Here is a 21,089-nt window from a genome sequence, read left to right as displayed (position 1 = left end):
CCTCTTTAAAAATCCTACAGAATTTCAAAGTTCCCCTACAAGGGAAATACCGGAACAAAAAAATCCCGCAACATGTGCGGGATTTCAATTTATATTGAGTGACTAAACTTAGTCTTGTACTCTAAAGGTAATTGGCAGAGAGTAAAGAACCCCAACCGGTTGACCACGTTGCTTACCGGGCTGCATCTTAGGGAGCATGTTCACTACCCTTTCAGCTTCCTGTTGCAGGCGTGGGTGTGGTGCACGGGCACCAAGAACAGTAACACTACCATTCTTTTCGATTCTAAACTGTACATAGATCCTGTTGATCCCGGAAAGTCCAAGATCACTTCCTAAACCTGTATCAAATCTCCGGTTTACAAAATCATTGATCTTTTCACTCATACAGTCTTTACGAGCCTGGTTATTCCTTTCTTTTTCGCAACCAGGAAAAACAGGCACATCTTCAATAACTGCAAACGGAACGTCCCCAATTTCTTCTTCTTCCTCTACAACTTCTACTTCTTCAACCTCCACGATCTCATCCTGGTTGGTCTCAGTAGACTCAATAACAGTCTCTTCAACCTCTTCTTCATCCTCTACGATCTCAATAACCTCGGGTGCTGGTGGCGGTGGTGGTGGCGGTGGTGGCGGTGGTGTATTCAACTCGGTGATTGGCACATCTTCCTCTTCAAAGGCATCCATATCTACCATTCCGGTATCAATGGCCTCCCTGTCATAGGTTTTCCACTCAATCGCCCTCCAGGTAATGAAAAGCATCACGATCATTCCAATCTGGAAGAACAAAACACTTCTCCTGGATAAATCAGCTTTTGGGTTCTTTTTGGGTTTCATAATTCCGTTTTAATTATAGGTTGGCTAAAATAATTAATTTTTCATTAAATCTAAATTAATCTTAGCTTTTAACCTGATTAGATATTTCCTTAGAGACCATACAAAAACTCCGGCAACAAACACTCCAATAGTGTTGGCAAGAATATCATAAAAGTCCAGCTGTCGGTAATTGGTCAATGTATCCTGAAGAACCTCAATAAAAATGCCAAAGGCTATCGAAATTACAGAAGTAACAATGATTCTCTTAAAAAGTCCTTTATCTTTAAATCCAAAGGTCCCATAGAGCATCCACAGCAAGCCCAGACCAAAATAGGCTCCTCCGTGCATCATTTTATCACTCATCCCAAGATCCTTTACAGGTGTATCGGCAAGATTGATGAGCGACAGGTATAATATTAAGCCGGTATAGAGGATAGCCGGCAGAAGGAAAAGAATTTTAACCTTCGACAACTTCTGTATATTCCTCTGCACTTAAAAGATCATCGATCTGCGAAGCATCACTAAACCGGATCTTCACCATCCAACCCTCACCATAAGGATCTGAATTCACCTTTTCGGGCTCATCTTCTAAACTTTGATTGAATTCAACGATCTCACCTGATAGTGGTGCGAAAAGATCTGAAACTGTTTTTACGGCTTCAACTGTTCCAAAAACCTCTTCTCTTTCTAAAGTTTCATCCACAGTTTCAACCTCCACATATACAATATCACCTAATTCGCCCTGTGCAAAGTCGGTGATTCCCACTGTAGCTATATCGCCTTCAATTTTTACCCACTCGTGATCGTTGGTGTATTTTAAATCTTTTGGAATTTTCATCGGTTGGTTTTTTATTATAGCAAAGTTAATTTTTTAATTCTTTAAGTCAAGCCCCCTCATTTAATTTCCGAAGTTATATCTCAAGGTCACACCAGATCTAATAGTTGTTTGAGGATAAGCCGTTGAAATAGCATATTCCGAGAAGCTGTGATCGTAGTAGACCAGGGCTGTAAGATTTTTGGAAAGGGCATAATCTGCCGTGAAATTTATCGCCCAGATATCCTGCCCTGCGGTTACCTGACTGTTATTAATATCCAGGTATCTAATCACAGTCTCATTATGACGGTATGAAATATCTGCCTTAAAATTCAGGTCACTACTCAGGATCCTTTGTCGGCCTCCAATCTTTGTGTCAATTTTCAAATCCTTGATCCTGTAACCAAGTCCCAGAGTATATTGGTTCCCGCTTATCTCGGTAAGCAAGTTGTTGTCAAAACTCAAAGAAAGCGCCCTGTCCTTCTGAACATCAGCCAGGATCTTAATAGAATTCGCCATCTCCATGTCTATCCTAACCAGCGGACTGAATTGTTCGGTAAGGTTAATATTTGAAAAGAGGATCTCGCTTTTGTAGTTTCCTGCCTGGTCAAGGTCACGGGGAGTTTCGGGATCATAATCCAGGTTAGTTTGAAATTGGTTAACAGTATAACCTGCCGTATAGCCGTGGTTGATCGAAAACCTTTTGAAATTCTTTCTGAACCATGGCAGGCGCATAAAGCCGGTATACTTCAAATTCCAGTTAGGTAAAGGAAAATCCTTAAATGCTCCTAGAGATATATTGTCAGGATCGGTGCCGGAATATGCTGCCAGGAATGCAGGAAGAAGAACGTTCTGACTGTTCCTTCCAAAACCTACCGGATATCCAAATTGATCTGTATCATTAGGATCCTGCCCGTTTTCTATAGCCAGCCTTCTTGCGATCTCAAGTCTGTTCTCCCTGAATTGCGCAAAGTTTGCTGAAGACTCGGCTGTACTTTGATTAAAAGCTGTGCCCAGAAGTATGGTGGAAATGTTGAAGTTCCCAAAAGTGTAGGGAGTTAGCGGAATGTATTGATCTCCAACCACTCTGTAGTTTTCCTGAAAAGTTTCAGAATACAACCTGCCGGCTGTTAACTGGATAGTGAGATCGGGCAGGAGAGAAACTTCCGCATTGATCCCAAGTTGCTCATTCGCTACCTGAGTATATTGCTGGTTGAAATCCTGATATAGGGTAAGCCAGCCTTTTCTTGCAGCCATGTATCTTACCTCTTCCTGACTCCCCAGTGTAAATCCAAAGGTAGGATTCCAGGTACCCATAAATCCTATATCATTGGTATAGCCGGGAAGAAAAATCCCGTTGTTCTCCTGATAGTTGACCTGTATCCTTTGTATTGCAGTAAGCAATCCTACAAACGTATTATAGGTTCGATCCCCTGCACTGAGACGGGTGGCATCTGCCGGAGTGATCGTATCCTGTGTATTCCGGTTAAGGGTTGGTACTGCTCTGCTTCTCTCCTCTATGGTTTTTGCCCCTCCCGGACGTGTCCTTTTCTTCAACCCAATATAATCGTATAGAGTTTGCATTTCAAGATTCGCATTTACCTGATGCACATTGGAATTTTGAACACTATTACCAAGATCTGGAACATCCTCAAGTGTTTCAAAGATCTGGGATCCCCGTTCCCACTGGAAATTTCCTGTATACGAATAAGTAGTTTTTAAGAATTCCAGGGCCGGGATTTTGGAGAGAGGCAGGTCGTAGTTCACTTGCAGGGATTGGAAATGTTGATTTGGAATTCCCGTATTGAAGAACCCATCCCAGACTCCCGTAGTGGTATCGGGATTATTCTCGTCATCAAGGTAGTTCCGCACCACCCTGTTGGTCGAAGAGTCGAAGTTCAACCTAAGGCTTTTAGTAAAATTGTAATTTATGGTGTACTGCCAGTCGAACAAAAAATTTCTTTGGTACAGAGTAGGGATCCCGTTAATAAAACCGGGTGGTAAATTGATCTCCCGGAATTTTTGTTCATTGTACTGCCTGAAGATTGTAGAACTTGCAGCAATGTTAGATGGAAATACGTTAAAATTAAAGTCTCGTAAAAGAGCAAAATAAGCGCTGCTGTCCAAAGCTTTTACATTTCTCAACGGCTCGATATTAACAGGAGCAAAGGTATAATCGTAAGTAGCCCCCACCCTCACGTTTTGATCAAAGGCATCTTCAATTTCAAAATCGCGATGATCCACCTGATTGTAACTACCGGAAAGACTTAGGTTTTCAATATCATATGGCATAGGTTTACCATCTCCCACTCTTTCCTTTCTCAGGCCAATGACATTAATACTTTGTCGACGGGTATAATCTTCGGCTCTTTCCCTAAGATCATCTCTTATCTCATCATTTGCGGCATTGTCTAAAACATTTTCCAGTTCCAGATCAAGATACTCAGGATCATATTTTGGTGTGATCAATTCTTCACCATAGCTATAGCTCACCGGGATCTTCACACCCCAGGTAGGAGGAAGCAGTTGCCCCATATTGAGGTTGCTCACCACATCATACTGCATAAGATCTTCCCTACTTCTTTGGTTTGGTCCCTGCTCAAGGGAGCCAAATCCTACAGTACTTCTTCTTCCGGTAGCCGAAAGATTTGCAAAGTCGGCTACATTGGCGTCCATATTTACGATCGCTGCCCAACCACCTTCATTGTTTAATTCTGAAAGCCGAAGTTCATTGAACCAGACTTCTCCGCACAGGTTTCTGGAAGAGGCATCAGAAAGGCCATTTTTGACACCCAACATGAGCATCCTTACATTCCCGAAACTGGGGTTTCCTTTTATTCCTATCCTTAATTGTCCTACTTCGTAAGGTGCTTCGGCTGATACAGGCTCTCCGCTTTCTGTAAAGAAATTCAATTCGGTATTTACAAAGTTGGGATTCCCGATAACTGTTGCTTTTATCTCCTGTAACAATTCCAGAGACAGGTTCATCCTGTTCTCTTCCGGCCAAATCTCAGAAGCAGAAGCTGCGCCATATTCAGTTGGCTTCAGCGGGATCTCCACCTGGTAGAAGTTGTCTGTAAAATCTGTTCCTATTCGCATGAAAGCCACCAGCTCACCCTCCTGCCATTTAAGCCTGTTCACGAGTGGTTCTGCGTGAATGAACATTTCCAGATTCTTGTACTGTCTCATATCGAGCTGGAAGTTCTTGTAGACCCCGCGGGAATCCTGTGGTTCGAGATCACAAACCACTAAAGAAAGTGACTGTTCGTTTTGACGCACTCTGGTATTGTTGTTCATCAACTCCTCCCTGTCAACTCCCGGAGGCAGGACGTAAGGAATTGGCTGCCTGTTCTCATTCTCTTCAATATTTACTGAAGCTACAACGAAAGTAGTGCTCTCATTTGTAGGATCAGACTTATCGGGATCAAGCGATTGAGTGTAACGACGGTAATCCCCACGCACAAGATCCATGGTTCCAAAGCGCAGAACCGTTGGGTCCTCAAAGTCTGTAAGGTACATTCTCATAAACCTGATGGACCTGAAATCTCCAATTCCCCCCCTGGCAGCGGTTGGCTCATAGATAGGCACCTTGAACTGTAACCACCTCACAGGCATTTGTTGCCCGTTAGGAAGATCTATGGAAAATTCCTTGACGTCGGTTATATATTGATTATTATCTATACCCATACCAGGGAACATCGGTACATCATACTCGTAGTAGCTGTCTACGGTATTCATGGTATTATCCCTGTTAAGATCTTCAACGGTAGGCAGAGTGGTATTACCGCGGTTTGTGTTAGTAACATCCGGCGGGGAATTCCCCTGGATCCCGTTGTAGTTGAAATAGCGCTCCAGGATCCCTCCGGAAGCACTTAAAAAGTAGTCATAGTTATCGGCTGAAGGATCGGGAAGATTAGCAAAAGCACCAAATCTGGCAGCTTCCTGCAAGTCATCCAACCCATCATATCCTATATCCTGGTTTAGCCGCTCCTGCCCTTCAGTGTTAAAGGCATAGATAAGGGATTGATTGGAGGGTACTTTCCCGAATTCTGTAGGAGTTGTATTTTCAACGCCTCCATCCGGTGGGAGTCCGTTTTCATATTGTTTTCTTCCGTCCTTTAAAACATCTTCAGAAATGTTACCCAGGTTGAAGACAAGCTTTCCGCCGTCATTACCAGCATTTTCTGAATATAGAAAAGGATCCATCAACCAAAATTCGATGTATTCCACATTACTCTGCTCAAAATTCGTGGCATTCAGAGCCCGGCTGATCCCTCCAAAGTTCTCTGAAGGATTTGGCAGCGTATTCCCGCCCATCGCTGAAGGGTTGTAGTTATAGGGTCCTCTTACACCCGGATAGTAAGCAAGGTCCATGGTATAGAGTACCTGCGATTGCCCCTGTACCACATCTACGTTCGGGAAGATCTCATCGAGGAACACACGACGGGTAGCATAACTGGAAAGATCGGCATCTGTAATGCCCGGTGGCCTGCTGCTTCCGTAGAAGATAGGATCAATAGTATACCACGCAAGTTTTGCTCTCTTATAGCCTGTTGCGAGGTCGCCATTCGCAAGTTCACCTCCAAAGCCCAGGGGCACACTGGATAATTCCCATCCCAGTGGATTATCAATAGCTATAGACGTTTGCGCTGCTTCAAAATCGTCTACATAAGTTGTAGCCCGGCCTTCAAATTCACTTCCTTTTGGAGCCCCGGGAACAAGGTAGGCTACTTCCCCTCGTAACGAGAGGTTTGAAATAACATCGGTATCAATATTTGGAAGCCTGTTGACAAGGCGTGTCAAAAAGGGCATTTCTGTAGAGTAATTCAGGTTGAGACCAAGGATCGTGTTATTTATAGGCTCATAGCTGTAGTTGGACTTTTGTGTAAGCGGGCGCTCATTAAGGTTAAGATAAGTAGCTCCCACCAGAAAATTCTCGTTGAAAAGATGCTCCACATGAAGCCCGGTGAACCTTTTTGTTTGCTGCCCAAAAAGGGCATTATTTTCTGTTGATACCTGGATAGGAATATTGGATGCGAGCAAGGCTTCATCAAGGATCTGCACCCTTCCAAACTGATAGTTCACCACATAATCCACACCTTCCTGCAGCACACGCCCCCCGGCAGTCACCGTTACCGATCCCTGGGGCACATTGAAGGCACCTATTGGAATTCCTTCAACGCTTGAGGATTTGTAACGTCCACGAAGCTGAAATTTATTTTTTTCCGCCTGCTCCTGTTCTGCCTGAGTCTTAGTGGTGTTATATAAAGCCCTGAAAACATACTTTTGCTGATTCGCATTCCAGGTCTCGGGTAATTCATAGACTTCAGATCCTGCATTGGGATTAGGATCCAACTGGTTGAACAAATAGCGACCAAATGGCTCCACCGAGGTGAAAATAATACTTCCGTTCTCTGGATTAATGGTTATGCCCGGCACAAAATCAAAAAAGCCGTCACCACCCACAACAGGATCACCTGCAAGATTGAGGTTGTCGAGATTGAAAACCCTGAGGAGTGTTGTTTGCTCCACATCTTCGGGTAGAGGAACTCCATCCACCCCGGTAATATAGTTAAGCGGTTGAGGATCTGTGTAGACAATATTCATCCTAAAGTCTTCCCGCTCGAGATTAAAAGCTCCAAGGTTGTAGATGTTCTTCATCATAAGGTCCCAAACCGGCTCATCTACATTGGTCACCGCACTTTTAAGCATTTTCACAACCAGGTTTTGGGAGACGGAAGATTCGTCTGTACCCCCGGAAGCATCAATACCATCACTTGCAAATTCACCCACCTGGTAAACTTCCCCTCCTACCGTATATTGGAACGCCACCCCGAGGATCTCATCACTTGCCAACCTCTGGTTGAGGGAAATATACCCAAGTCTGGAATTGAGCTTATATTCTGAAGGTTTTAACTGCCTTGCGTTTTCCAGCTTTACGTAATCCCTTCCTTCCGAAACCTGCAGGCCTCCAAAGCCAGCTTCCACTCTTGCCACATCCCGAATAGCAGGAGTGAGCACCGATTCCTGAGGTCCGGTTATACCAAATGGATTAAGATCGTTATTCCGGTTGTCCGCAAAAGCACCGGCAGGCCTGTTGAAAAATCCGGCAGGCGGATTTTCAAGTCCGATGTTTCCCGGCACAGGTGATTCTCCCAGGTCCTGGATGGCAACAATGTTCCGGGTATCGGTAAGGTTTTGAACGTTATTGGTCCTGTTAGTCACCCAAACCTGCACCCGCGTGATCTGTACATTGGAATTTATAAAAGGGTAGTTTTCAAGAGCTTCGTCGTAATGATCCCTAAAATAATGAGCCAGGAAGAAGTGCCTGTTCTCGTCGTATTCTATGGCAAATTTCTCAAACTCCTGAACTGTCGCGCCCCCTTCAACATTTACGGTCCTCCGCTCACTCTTTTGCTCAGAGAAAACTCCGGTGATAGTTGTTTTTCCGAATTGAAGCTGAGTCTTTAAACCAAAAAGGCTTTGTGCCCCCTGGATCAAAGCCGAATTTAGCGGCATATTGATATTCCCCACCTCGATCTTTTGAATAATATCATCTTCGGTAGGCGTATATTCCAACTTCAGCTGATTCTGAAAATCAAAAGTAGATTCGGTATCGTAATTGGCAGTCACTTTAAGGCGTTCCCCAATATTTCCGAGGAGACTCAGCTGAATCCTTTGATCAAAATCAAAGGTAAAAGTGCTTCTGTTACGTGGAGAAAAAGCCGGGTTGTCCCGTTTGGAATAAAGAATACCTAAATCTAAAGCTACCGATCCCTGCGGAATTAATTCAATATCACCGCCACCAAATATATTCTGAAAAAAACCTGAATTGACATAGAATCCCGGCAGCAAGTCCCGCTGACTCTCCTCTGTCCCTTCTTTCCTGCCCGAGATAGCATCGGACTTCTCCTGAAAGTAGCGCTGCATTTCTTCTTTTATCACTAATTCCTGATATTCTTCAGGTGTGAGGATGAGAGGAGCAGAAATATTAATGACCCCAAGAGTTTCGGTGTAGACGTAGCGGTCAAGAATGGGATCGTAGGTATAGGAGGCGACTATACTATTAGGATTAGGCATCCTGAGTTTCCCCAGCGAATACCCTGTCTTTGTCGTATCCTGCTGAACTATGGTATCTTGCGCCAGGGCAGGCAAAGACACTACCAAAACACATAGAAGCGCAAAGGAATTTGACAGCCAAAACCTATACTTATAGTTCTGCCCCAAAGGAATTATAATTTTTTAAGTGCCTGCTTTATAAGAGATTCCACTGTAGCATCGGGTTCTTCCTTCACAATTCTCTCCACCACTTTTTCAGATTGCTTACGGGTATATCCCAGAGTCTCTAAAGCAGATAACGCTTCTTCGCGGTTTGTATTGCTCTGGAGAGGGGAAACTTCCTCCATTCCAAAGACTTTTACAATTTTATCCTTAAGGTCAATAATGACCCTTTGTGCTGTTTTTGCTCCTATCCCTTTTATTCCCTGTATGGTAGCCACATCACCAGCAGCTATGGCCTCCATGATCTGCCGGGGCTCAAGGGAAGACAACATACTGCGTGCAGTACTTGCCCCTACTCCCGAAACTGAGATCAATAACCTGAAGATCTCCCGCTCGGTCTTTTCCCAAAAACCAAACAAAGTATGAGAATCTTCCTTTACCTGCAGGTGTGTATATAACTGCAGCGACTCCTGTGATGGGATCTGAGAAAATGTATGAAGGGAGATATGTATGAAATAGCCTATTCCATTGCAATCGATCACCACATTAGTGGGATTCTTCTCAACCAGACGGCCTTTAACGCTATAGATCATGTAAAGTAGTAGCTTAGTATGCCAAATGTACTAAAATTCACACGACGGGAAAACAACTATCTACTTGTAGAATTACCTCTCAAAAATGGCATTTTTGAGAGGTAATTATCAGAAAAAAGAGTGTCTGTCTAAAAAGTCTATTTTTTGTCAGGCTGAATCTGTTTCGGCTTCCAATCCATATTTTCAATGGGTTAGGATCCCGGAATAAATTCTGGATGACGTTTTATATGCTTTTCAGACGGACTCCCTGCTTTTAGTTTTTACTGGTCTCGTTTTGCCTTCTTTTCCTTTTCCTGGGCGTCAACCACTGCTACTGCAGTCATGTTGACGATCTCCTCTACGCTCGCCCCCAACTGAAGGACGTGCACGGGCTTATTCATTCCCATTAGGATCGGACCAACCGATTCGGTCTTGTTGAGCTCCTTAAGCAGCTTATAGGTACTGTTACCCGAATCTAGGTTTGGAAAGATTAAGGTATTTACTTTGCGACCTGCCAACTTTGAAAAAGGAAATTTCTTCTGCAGCATTTCACTATTGAGGGCAAAATCGGTTTGCATTTCGCCATCTACGATAAGATCCGGGTAGAAGCGGTGTAAATAATCTACAGCCTCTTTAACCTTTTCGGCTTTTTCATTCTTAGAGGAGCCAAAGTTTGCATAGGAGATCATCGCAATGACTGGTTCCATTCCAAAGAGCCTTACAGTTCGTGCTGTCATTTGGGCGATCTTGCCCAATTCCTTTGCTGTTGGATCCACGTTTACTGAGGTATCACTAATGAACAAAGGACCCCTGGAGGTATTCATTAGGTTGGTAGCAGCAACTTTTGAAACACCTGCCGCCTTACCTATGAGTTCCAGCATAGGCTTAAGTACTGTTGGATAAGCTCTCGAATATCCCGAGATCAAAGCATCTGCATCCCCCGCATTCACCATCATGGCCGCAAAATAATTTCGCTGCCGCATCAACAGCTGTGCATCATATTTGGTGACGCCTTTTCGTTTACGGCTTTGCCAGTAAACTTCAGCATAACGATTACGCCGCTCGTCCTCATCATCACTTTTGGAATCGATGATATCCACATCATCGGCATGGAAATCGATCTCCCGCATGAGCTCTTCAATAACATCACGACGACCAAGCAGTATTGGTTTTGCTATACCTTCGTCATGAGCTATTTGTGCAGCCTTAAGCACATCCAGATGGTCTGCTTCAGCAAAAACCACCTTTTTCGGACTCATTTTTGCCCGGTTCATTAACAAACGGGTGATCTTGTTATCATTACCCATTCTTTCCAGGAGCTCATCCTCATAACGTCCCCAATCCTGGATAGGATTTTTTGCCACCCCACTTTCCATAGCAGCCTTAGCCACTGCCGGTGGTACCTGGGTAATAAGTCTTGGATCAAATGGTTTTGGGATGATATAATCTTTTCCAAAGAGAAGCTTGGTTTCGCCGTAGGCAATATTCACCTGCTCGGGCACCGGCTCTTTTGCCAGGGCGGCAAGGGCCTTCACGGCTGCCATCTTCATCTCTTCGTTGATCTTGGTCGCCCGCACATCAAGGGCTCCCCTGAATATGAACGGAAAACCAAGTACATTGTTCACCTGATTAGGATGATCACTGCGGCCGGTAGCCATAATAATATCTTTACGGGTCGCTACCGCAAGATCATAATCTATTTCGGGTTCCGGGTTTGCCATTGCGAAGACTATAGGACGCTTTGCCATTTTCTTGAGCATCTCGGGAGAAACTATATTCCCCACAGAAAGTCCCAGGAAAACATCGGCTCCATCCATTGCTGCTGCCAGATTCTCGTACTTCTTTTTGACCGCAAATCGCTTCTGAAGATCAGAAAGATCATCCCGGTCCTTATGCAGCACCCCTTTAACATCGAACATGATGATGTTCTCCACTTTCACCCCGAGCAAAACGTACAGATTAGCACATGCAATCGCAGCCGACCCCGCACCCGAGATCACCACTTTCACTTTTCCTATCCTTTTACCGGCAAGATCAAGTGCATTAAGTAGAGCCGCCGATGAAATTATGGCTGTACCATGTTGATCGTCATGCATTACCGGAATATCCAGCTCTGCCTTCAGCCTTCTTTCGATCTCAAAAGCTTCGGGAGCTGCAATGTCCTCGAGGTTGATCCCTCCAAAAGTAGGAGCAATATTTTTTACTGTTTCTACAAAAGCATCCACATCTTTTGTGTCTACCTCGATGTCAAAAACATCAATATCTGCAAATATTTTAAAAAGTAGTCCTTTTCCCTCCATTACCGGTTTGGAAGCTTCGGGACCTATGTCCCCAAGTCCCAGAACGGCCGTACCATTGGAGATCACCGCCACCAGGTTCCCCTTGGTGGTATATTTGTAAACGTTCTCAATATTTTTATGAATCTCAAGGCAAGGTTCTGCAACTCCGGGAGAGTATGCCAGCGAAAGATCCCGCTGGGTAGAATATTTTTTGGTTGGCACCACCTGTATTTTTCCCGGGTGGGGTTTGGCATGATAGACAAGTGCTTCACGCCTTTTGCGTTCGTTCTTCATATTTCCCTGTTTTTTTCAGGTGGCACAAAGGTAACAGTTTAGCAATTATAGCTTAGTGATGCACGTCATTTTTTAGCCTGCACCAGGTTTACCAATTATTGAAATTATATAAATCAGGTCATTACCTGAAATCAATTTTATCTGGCGGAACCAGCTCATCCAGTTTTCCGTGATACTTCTCCGGAAGCAACTCCAACCCTAGTTGATAGGATGCATTCATCCAGCCAAAGCCCGATGTTGTGATGTAGTCGAACTCTGTTCCTACATTTCCATATTCAGCATAAACTTTATGAGTGGCATCGACCACATCATATTTTTCCGGAATTGTGCCGTTGTAATCCACGGCATTTTTTGTGATCATCCAAAGCCACCTGTAGATCAATTCATACGCCTCCTCTTCATATCCGTAATCCAAAAGCCCCTGCCACAGTAGCATTTGATGTGGTGCCCAGCCAAAAGGATAATCCCATTGCCGCTGTACGTCATTTGTCGCTGTTTCTTCCACAGAGGATCTTGAGCTGGAGAGTATCCCGCCCTGCGCCTTTAGATCTTCCATTAACTGCGGAACCATCCTCTCTGCCTGTTCTTTGGAAGCCAACCCGCTCCACAAGGGGTAGAAATTTGTAGCCGAAACATAGCCCGTCTGTTCCCCTTTTTTGAAGTTGTAATCGTAAAAGCTGCCCTCCTCATCATTCCAGAGGTAATTGTTCATCAGAGTTTTACGCTCTTCAGCCTCTTCTTCCCAGTAGTCATCTGAGTAGGTTTTCCCTTCTGAAGTCGTGAAGCTGCCGCCGAAATATTGGCCTATAAGATGTTCAAAATCCTTTTCATACTTATAAAGCAGGGAGTTGAGATCTACTGTGTTTAAATGTGCTGCGCGATTTTCCAGCCTCCAGGAAGTGTCGTGCCCACTTTCCCTCAACGTCCTGTCGTGAAGGAAATATTCATCTACTTCGGGATCTTCTATTTCTCCTGACTGATATTTTTCCACAAATTCTGAAGTTTCCAATCCATGCTTGCCCGCAAATTCCTGAAGCACCTCATTAAAATGCCCTTTTTCAGTCTCCGGCGGAATGCCTTTTCCCTGGGCATAATACCTGTTAAGACCATTCCCCGTCAGCCTTTCGCCCTCTACCATCCACACTTGCTCATATTCCTTAATAGCTGCTTTTAAGGCTTTCCGCAGCCAATCCTTATCCTTTTCATCCATGGCTTCATATACTTCCCGCACAAAAGAGGACATGAATGGCGGCTGTGTTCTCGTTAAGTAATAAGATCGGTTGGCATTCAGAATCTTTCCGTAGTGATCGATCTGGTAAATGAAATTGTCCACCATCGCCTTAGCCAGGTCAATTCGACCGTCGATGAGCAGTCCTACCCCTTCAAAATAGCTATCCCAACCGTACATTTCATTGAACCTCCCACCGGGAACTACAAAAGGAACTCCGCGGCCATTCTCGATTTTTAGAGCGAGAAGTCCGGGTTTATCATTGATGAACTTGACGTATTGCGGACTTATTTTCTGCGGAAGAACCACTACTTCAAATTCGTCAAATTCATCCTGAAGATCTTTGTAATATTTAATTCCTGCAGTGTCTGTTGCGGGAACATACAGCCGTTGCACCCCATCTGAAGCTTTTGTGTCTTTCAGGATTTTCCTCAAGCCCTTCCTGTCAATAGTTCGGGTAAGATCATCCCAAAATTGCTCTTCAATCCTGCGGGAAATGCGCTGCGTAGGGGGCTCCTTTATCCTTTCAAGTGAAATCCTGAGACTGTCCTTTTCTTCAGCCCTCGCAATAGCCAATTCCTGAAGCAGGTTCGATAAATAGTAAATTCGGCTTATCTCTATGGAATCACCTTTGGAAATAGGGACCAAAAATGGCATTTTTGGATCATCTTCTACGGTGATCTTTTTGTCAAGATCTGTATCGGCTTGCTCTAAAAGTCGGGGCATGGTCTCATTCACCTTCAGCTGAAGTTCCTGTGCGCCTAAGGAAAAACTCAGAAGAAAACAAATAGAAATAAAGGCTGAAAAAAGCTTTTTTGACACCATGACTTTTCTGTTGAAACAGAAAGTTACAAATTCTGCCAGAGAAAAAGATGAGGCTAATCCTTGAGGAAATCGATATTGCGGGTGAGTCCGCTATACTTGGTGCGTTTCACCGCCGACTTCTTAAAGACTTTCTTGAAGGTATCTTCGGTGATCTCCTCCCAATCTTTTTTACTCATGCTTAGCAGCTCGGGGTGCGGATTGAAGAGTGGTTCTCTATGAGGTCTTGAAAAGCGGTTCCAGGGGCAAACATCCTGGCAAACATCACAACCAAACATCCAGTCATCAAATTTGCCTTTCATCTCCTGCGGAAGCTGATCCTTCAACTCAATGGTAAAGTAGGAGATACATTTGCTGCCATCCACCTTGTAAGGTTCCACAATGGCTTCTGTTGGGCAGGCATCGATACAGGCGGTGCAACTTCCGCAGTGATCGGTTACCGGGGTGTCATAGTCCAGTGCGAGATCTACAATTAATTCGGCAATAAAGAAAAAGGAACCGGTTTTCTTTGATAGGAGATTGGTGTTCTTTCCCATCCAGCCCAAACCGCTTTTTGCAGCCCAGGCCTTGTCCAGCACGGGAGCCGAATCCACAAATGCCCTGCCTTCCACCTCGCCTATTTCCTGCTGAATGTATTGTAACAGATCTTTCAGTTTGTCCTTTATTACAAAATGATAATCTGTTCCGTAGGCATATTTACTGATCTTGTAGGAATCCTCCCGCTGACTTTCTTCAGGGAAATAATTGAGCAGCAAAGAAATAACACTTTTGGAACCTTCAACAAGCTTGGTTGGATCCAGTCGCTTGTCGAAATGGTTTTCCATGTACTTCATTTCGCCGTGCATGTTGTTCTTCAGGTAATTTTCAAGACGAGGAGCCTCCTCCTCAAGAAATTCAGCCCTGGAGATACCACATGACAAAAAACCGAGGCGCGTAGCTTCGGTTTTGATTAGGTCGGAATATTTTGTTTTAAAATTCACTGTTCCCGGCAAAACTATTGCATTTATTACACAAATGTTATTCCAGAACAGGAAAATTCTCTTTCAGTCACAAGGCTTTATGTTTTGATTAATGTGAAAGAAGTTTTGTGGGTCATATTTCTTTTTGATCTGTCCCAGGCGTCTAAAATTAGTGCCATAGGAGTCTTCCACTCTTCCATCTGCCTCTTCCATCATAAAATTGACATAAGCTCCGCCGGCTGAATGGGGAATCAGTGCATTATAGTAATTCTTAGCCCAGGCTGTAATTTCCTTAGCATCTTCCGCTTCGGGAGAAACACCTACAATGACCTGAGAGTAACGGGCACCCCGGTTTGACCAGGCGGTATCTTCAGAAGCTACCTTATGAACCGCTCCATCAATGGGATATAAATGGGTTGTAGAATGTACAGTGGGCACCTGCGAACCGTGCTCTATATTGATCCTGATACTATCTTCGTTTAGCTCATTGATATAATGGGCTTTCCAATACCAATGCAAACCGCTGGGGTAAAGGGAGTCAAACATAGAGTTGAGTGCCGGCATAGGGATCTCATTCACAAAGTCCAGAATAGGTGGACCGAATTCTCTAATAGGTTTAAAAATTTCCTCTGCCTTTTCTATTGGACCGGTATAATTCCATACAACTCCACACACCTTTTGCATATGAAGCTCCTTGGGAAAAGGATCTCCGGGCGGAACCGTTAGAAAGGCGAAGAAACCGTAAAGATCATTAGATGCATTCTTCAGGATATTGTCATAAAATTTAATCGCCTCCTCTGCCTTTTCAAGAGGCCAGAACATAGGACCGGCATAAACATTTTTCACCGGAATGAGATCGAATGTAAAAGAGACTACCACTCCAAAATTTCCACCTCCTCCCCGTAGGGCCCAGAAAAGATCAGAATGCTCATTTTCATTTGCTATTACTAATTCGCCTGAAGCTAAAACCACTTCGGCTTCGAGCAGGTGATCAATGGTCAATCCTCCTTTGCGACTCAAATAACCTATTCCTCCTCCAAGTGTTATTCCGCCAATTCCCGTCGTACCAACAATACCGCTAGGCAAAGCCAGGCCATACTCGTGGGTAGCTTTATCAATTTCCTTAAGGGTATTACCCGGTTGGATAATTGCAGTTCGTTTATCCGGGTCGATTTGAATTCCTTTCATCTCTGAAAGGTCAATCACTAATCCGTCCTCACATAAAGCCAAACCGGCTCCACTGTGGCCTCCACTTCGTATAGACGCCTCAAGGTTGTTTTCCCGGCCAAAATTCACGGCCTCAATAACATCCTCCTTGTCCTTGCATTTTAAGATCATACCCGGGTGTTTATCGATCATGGCATTATAGATCTTCCGGGCTTCGTCATATTCACCGTCTTGCGGACTAATGACCCTGCCTTTGATCCTTTTCTTCAGCTCCTTAATTTTCGCCTCCATAATATTTGTTTTTAGATTAACAATTGGTTTTTCTATTTCAGTTCTTAAGAGGGGAAGTGACAAGCCGGTAATTTAACCGAGGAGGCTTTTCCAAGGGGGGAATGGAAGACTATCTTTTATGAAAAGCAACCTTAAGGTCGTCGCAACATTTTCTTAGAATGATCCGGACTTGTAAGCGAGAAATAGTTAATTGGTGGGGTATGATTTCAAGACATTCATAAGTGAATTGAAAAAATAGAAGGGGAAACACTGGATATCTGCGTAATCTTTTGAAGGACAGATATTTAAATGTAGTGAAATTTTATCAATGAATCCAGATTACCTTCTACGAAATTCAAGAAATGCATTCTTTGGTTTAAGAGTGATAAGTGGCTGAATTTCAATCTCTCCTTTTGCTCCCGAAATTTTGTATCTGTAAACAAGTTCGGCTATGGTCATAATCATTTCATACATAGCGAAATTGTTGCCTATACACTTGCGGGGCCCGGCACCAAAGGGAAAATAATTGCTGTACTTACCCTCCAGAAATCTTTCAGGTTTAAATTTTTCGGGCTCTTCCCATAGATCGGGATGGCGATGGATCTCATAGATAGAAAACAGAAGACTTGAACCTGCGGGATATGCTTTGCCTTCAAATTCATCATCTTCAAGATTTACCCTGTCTATAAAATAGGCCGGTGGATAAAGCCGCATTGCCTCTTCAACCACGCTTTGAGTATAACGGCAGTACCTTAGAAATTCCATAAGACTTTCGGAGTTCTCTTTTGCCAGTTTCACTTCTGAAAGAATTTTTTCCTGAACTTCAGGATTTCTTGCCAGAAGCTGGGTCGTAAAGGTAAGCGCATTCGATGTAGTCTCATGTCCGGCGGTGAACAGGATGAGGATCTCATCTATTAATTGTTCCTGCGTCATTGCATTGCCATCCTCATAGCGGGCATCCAGCAACATATCAAGCAGGTCATTCTCCCTCTTTCCACTTCGTTTGCGCTCTTCAATGATGCGAGTGAGGATCTCACGGGCTTCGGCAGTTAGCGCCAAATGGTGTTTTATTTTACCTGTCCATTTGAAATACCAGCTCAAATATGGCTGCCTTAGTTCGCGTACCAGCATTTTCTGAGCAGCCTCTGTGATGTACTGCAACCTGTTGATCTCCCGCTGCCCCACTGCACTGCTAAAGAGAGATTTCACAACTGTTTGAAAAGCAAGATTATTGAATACCGGAAAAATGTCCATAGGTGCATCTGTCCTGATCTTTTTTAGCTCGTCAAGAATGGCTTCCTGCACTTTGTCCAGCAGGCCGGCCAATTGCTTCTTGTGAAATGCCGGCTGAATTAATTTTCTCTGCTTTTTCCAAAGTTCCCCTTCGGCAGTCAGTAATCCGTGGCCCAGATATTTGGCCATGTCCCTGGTCTGAATTTCAGACTTTTTGTAGTTGCGCTGATTCTTCTGAAGCACATATTCGGCAAAAGCAGAGTCCCTTGAGAAAAAGATCTTTCGACCAAAACCGAGATTAAGCCGAAATGTGTTACCATGTTCTTCAAACTTTTCATGATGGAACGGCAAAGGATTTTCAAGAATACGGCGGGCACTGGTATAAAATCTGAACCTTGAAACTGTTGGTATGCCGCTGCTGTCTTTCATTGTTAGTGCTTTCAATGACCTCTAAGGTCTGGAAGACCTTGCAGATGGATCGTTTAAAAAAGTCCTCCCTGGATTCCACCTCTAACCCTCCCGAGGTGTTTGTATGCAGCCTCAGTGACTTCACGGCCCCGGGGAGTGCGTTGGATGAATCCCTGCTGAATAAGGAAAGGCTCATAAACCTCTTCAATAGTTTCGGCACTTTCGCTTACTGCTGTTGCGAGGGTAGTGATTCCAACAGGACCGCCCTTAAATTTGTCGATAATTGTGGTGAGGATCTTGTTATCCATCTCATCGAGGCCATGAGCATCAACGTTCAATGCTTTTAAGCTGTATTTGGCGATCCCGATGTCGATCTTTCCATTGCCTTTGATCTGCGCAAAATCTCTTACCCTCCTTAAAAGGGCATTTGCGATACGGGGTGTTCCGCGGCTGCGCCCGGCAATCTCGATTGCCGCTTCCATAGTAATGGGCACCTTGAGGATCTGCGCACTTCGCTGCACGATGTCGGCCAGTAATTCGGTGGTGTAGTACTGGAGTCGGCTGGAGATCCCAAAGCGGGCGCGCATGGGTGCAGTAAGTAAACCGCTACGGGTCGTCGCACCAATAAGAGTGAAGGGACTGAGATTGATCTGGACTGACCGCGCATTGGGTCCGGTTTCGATCATGATATCGATCTTATAATCTTCCATTGCCGAATAAAGATACTCCTCGACAATAGGGCTAAGCCGGTGGATTTCATCTATAAAGAGCACATCCCGCTCTTCCAGGTTCGTGAGAAGCCCGGCAAGATCACCCGGTTTATCTAAAACCGGACCTGAAGTTACTTTTATATTTACCTGTAGCTCGTTGGCAAGTATATGTGCAAGTGTGGTTTTTCCAAGCCCGGGAGGGCCATGAAATAGCGTATGATCAAGTGCGTCACCCCTTTGGTTGGCCGCCTTAACGAAAACCTTCAGGTTATCCAGCACCTGGTCCTGTCCGGCAAAATCGTCAAACTCGAGAGGGCGCAAAGCTCTCTCGATATCCATTTCTTCAGGTGAAAAGCTCTCCCCGGTGGGATCAAGGTTCTCGTTCATAAGGTTCAGGTTTGAAAACAAAGATAAAAGAAAAAAGCCTTCTCATTAGATGAAAAGGCTTTGTTCTATAGTGGTCAAAAAAGCTTAATGATTGAGCTCTTCTTCTCCTTTTTGAAGCGGAACATTCTGTGGTGCAAAATCCTGTCCTGCAATCACGTATTCTCCTTTTTCATTTGTTTTACTGTAGTCATACGCCCAGCGATAAACGTGTGGGATCTCTCCAGGCCAGTTTCCGTGGATTGGCTCTACAGGAGTAGTCCATTCCAGGGAGTTGGAATTCCATGGATTTGCAGTCGCTTTTTTACCTGCAAAGATGGAGTGGATGAAGTTGTATAGGAACACCAGCTGTACCAATGCAGTGATGATCGCAAAGACAGTGATCAAAACGTTGATCTCCAACAGGTCATCAAAATAAGGGAAAGCGGTGTTGTCATAATATCTACGCGGTAACCCAGCCATCCCTACAAAGTGCATTGGGAAGAATACTCCGTAAGCTCCTATAATGGTGATCCAGAAATGGACATACCCCATATTCTTGTTCATCATACGACCAAACATCTTAGGGAACCAGTGGTAGATCCCGGCAAACATTCCATAAAGAGCAGAAATACCCATAACAAGGTGGAAGTGAGCTACTACGAAGTAGGTGTCGTGTACGTTAATATCCAGTGTACTGTCTCCAAGCACAATTCCTGTCAAACCTCCTGTGATGAAGGTAGATACGAATCCAATTGAGAATAGCATTGACGGGTTCATTTGCAGGTTACCTTTCCAGATCGTCGTGATCCAGTTAAAGGCTTTCACTGCGGAAGGGATTGCGATCAAAAGAGTTGTAAAGGTAAACACTGAACCAAGGAATGGGTTCATACCGGAAACAAACATGTGGTGTCCCCAAACAATTGTTGAAAGGAAGGCAATACCAAGAATAGACGCGATCATCGCACGGTATCCAAAAATAGGTTTTCTGGAATTCGTTGCCAGGATCTCTGATGCGATACCCATGGCAGGAAGTATTACAATGTAAACTTCAGGGTGACCAAGGAACCAGAAAAGGTGCTCGAACAGGATGGGCGAACCTCCCTGATAATGCAAGACCTCTCCTCCAATAAAAATATCACTTAGGAAGAAAGAAGTTCCAAAGCTTCGATCCATGATCAACATCAAAGCTGCCGACAAAAGAACAGGGAAAGAAACTACCCCGATGATAGCGGTAACAAACAAAGCCCAGATGGTCAATGGCAAACGGGTCATTGACATACCTTTAGTTCTAAGGTTGATCACCGTAACTATATAGTTAAGGGAGCCAAGCAGAGAGGATGCGATAAAGATAGCCATAGAAACCAGCCATAGCGTCATCCCAAGCCCAGATCCACCAATTGCCTGTGGAAGGGCACTAAGCGGCGGGTAAATGGTCCATCCTGCAGAGGCAGGTCCAGCTTCTACAAAGAGAGAACCAATCATAATCACACAGGAAATAAAGAACAGCCAGTAAGAAAGCATATTCATAAAACCTGAGGCCATATCCCGCGCTCCAATTTGAAGCGGGATCAATAAGTTACTAAAGGTACCACTTAGCCCCTGTGTAAGTACAAAGAAGACCATGATGGTCCCATGGATGGTTACAAGAGCAAGATAGATCTCCTGACTCATTACTCCTCCCGGAGCCCATTTTCCAAGGAAAATTTCAAAAATTTTAAATGATTCGGCAGGCCAGGCAATTTGCATACGGAAGAAAATGGACATTGCAATTCCAATGATCCCCATGATGATCGCCGTAAAAAGGTATTGCTTGGCAATAACCTTATGATCCATGCTGAATATATACTTTGTAAAGAAATTACCCTCATCATGGTGGTGATCATCATGAGCGTGTTCATTAACTGGTACGTGTCCTACTGCTGACATATTTCTT

General features: G+C 44.3%; 12 protein-coding genes. All 12 read right to left on the bottom strand.

What is annotated here, in order from left to right; genetic code table 11:
• Positions 1-108: 108 nt before the first annotated feature.
• Positions 109-834: an energy transducer TonB gene (locus ACXYMT_RS04500; protein ID WP_324719998.1), complete on the bottom strand. Its 726-nt coding sequence runs from the start codon at positions 832-834 to the stop codon at positions 109-111.
• A 33-nt stretch (positions 835-867) separates the two neighbouring features.
• Entirely contained in the window at positions 868-1,284 is a 417-nt protein-coding gene (locus ACXYMT_RS04495) for a VanZ family protein (RefSeq protein ID WP_459057893.1), read from the bottom strand.
• Positions 1,271-1,651 (bottom strand): glycine cleavage system protein GcvH, encoded by a 381-nt coding sequence (gene gcvH, locus ACXYMT_RS04490; RefSeq protein WP_459057892.1) that lies wholly within the window; start codon positions 1,649-1,651, stop codon positions 1,271-1,273. Before gcvH ends, ACXYMT_RS04495 begins: the two co-directional genes overlap by 14 nt.
• Before the next feature lie 60 nt (positions 1,652-1,711).
• A complete protein-coding gene (gene sov, locus ACXYMT_RS04485; protein ID WP_459059143.1) occupies positions 1,712-8,824 on the bottom strand; it encodes a T9SS outer membrane translocon Sov/SprA in 7,113 nt (2,370 codons plus the stop codon).
• 35 nt (positions 8,825-8,859) lie between these two features.
• Positions 8,860-9,441, bottom strand: coding sequence for a Holliday junction branch migration protein RuvA (ruvA, locus tag ACXYMT_RS04480; RefSeq protein WP_459057891.1), 582 nt, complete (start codon positions 9,439-9,441; stop codon positions 8,860-8,862).
• Positions 9,442-9,701: 260 nt separating this feature from the next.
• A complete protein-coding gene (locus tag ACXYMT_RS04475) occupies positions 9,702-11,993 on the bottom strand; it encodes an NADP-dependent malic enzyme (protein ID WP_459057890.1) in 2,292 nt (763 codons plus the stop codon).
• 121 nt (positions 11,994-12,114) lie between these two features.
• Positions 12,115-14,046, bottom strand: coding sequence for a trehalase family glycosidase (locus tag ACXYMT_RS04470; RefSeq protein WP_459057889.1), 1,932 nt, complete (start codon positions 14,044-14,046; stop codon positions 12,115-12,117).
• A 53-nt stretch (positions 14,047-14,099) separates the two neighbouring features.
• Complete coding sequence (gene queG, locus ACXYMT_RS04465) at positions 14,100-15,023, bottom strand: tRNA epoxyqueuosine(34) reductase QueG (protein ID WP_459057888.1); 924 nt, start codon at positions 15,021-15,023, stop codon at positions 14,100-14,102.
• 63 nt (positions 15,024-15,086) lie between these two features.
• The gene (locus tag ACXYMT_RS04460; RefSeq protein ID WP_459057887.1) at positions 15,087-16,460 is read right to left on the bottom strand and encodes an FAD-binding oxidoreductase; all 1,374 of its coding nucleotides are present in this window, start codon (positions 16,458-16,460) and stop codon (positions 15,087-15,089) included.
• Positions 16,461-16,778: 318 nt separating this feature from the next.
• Positions 16,779-18,101, bottom strand: coding sequence for a cytochrome P450 (locus tag ACXYMT_RS04455; RefSeq protein WP_459057886.1), 1,323 nt, complete (start codon positions 18,099-18,101; stop codon positions 16,779-16,781).
• Between the two features lie 53 nt (positions 18,102-18,154).
• A complete protein-coding gene (gene ruvB / locus ACXYMT_RS04450; RefSeq protein ID WP_459057885.1) occupies positions 18,155-19,177 on the bottom strand; it encodes a Holliday junction branch migration DNA helicase RuvB in 1,023 nt (340 codons plus the stop codon).
• Between the two features lie 84 nt (positions 19,178-19,261).
• Complete coding sequence (locus ACXYMT_RS04445) at positions 19,262-21,082, bottom strand: cytochrome c oxidase subunit I (RefSeq protein WP_459057884.1); 1,821 nt, start codon at positions 21,080-21,082, stop codon at positions 19,262-19,264.
• Positions 21,083-21,089 lie beyond the last annotated feature (7 nt).

The sequence above is a fragment of the Salinimicrobium sp. CAU 1759 genome, assembly GCF_054482715.1.
This window is presented reverse-complemented; position numbering and strand designations above follow the sequence as displayed.

Excerpts from the sequence above, each read along its gene's own strand:
- ACXYMT_RS04445 (WP_459057884.1), bottom strand. The coding sequence starts at position 21,082 with ATGTCAGCAGTAGGACACGTACCAGTTAATGAACACGCTCATGATGAT.
- ACXYMT_RS04455 (WP_459057886.1), bottom strand. The coding sequence starts at position 18,101 with ATGAAAGACAGCAGCGGCATACCAACAGTTTCAAGGTTCAGATTTTAT.
- ACXYMT_RS04500 (WP_324719998.1), bottom strand. The coding sequence starts at position 834 with ATGAAACCCAAAAAGAACCCAAAAGCTGATTTATCCAGGAGAAGTGTT.
- ACXYMT_RS04460 (WP_459057887.1), bottom strand. The coding sequence starts at position 16,460 with ATGGAGGCGAAAATTAAGGAGCTGAAGAAAAGGATCAAAGGCAGGGTC.
- ACXYMT_RS04470 (WP_459057889.1), bottom strand. The coding sequence starts at position 14,046 with ATGGTGTCAAAAAAGCTTTTTTCAGCCTTTATTTCTATTTGTTTTCTT.
- gcvH (WP_459057892.1), bottom strand. The coding sequence starts at position 1,651 with ATGAAAATTCCAAAAGATTTAAAATACACCAACGATCACGAGTGGGTA.
- ruvB (WP_459057885.1), bottom strand. The coding sequence starts at position 19,177 with ATGAACGAGAACCTTGATCCCACCGGGGAGAGCTTTTCACCTGAAGAA.
- ACXYMT_RS04475 (WP_459057890.1), bottom strand. The coding sequence starts at position 11,993 with ATGAAGAACGAACGCAAAAGGCGTGAAGCACTTGTCTATCATGCCAAA.
- ruvA (WP_459057891.1), bottom strand. The coding sequence starts at position 9,441 with ATGATCTATAGCGTTAAAGGCCGTCTGGTTGAGAAGAATCCCACTAAT.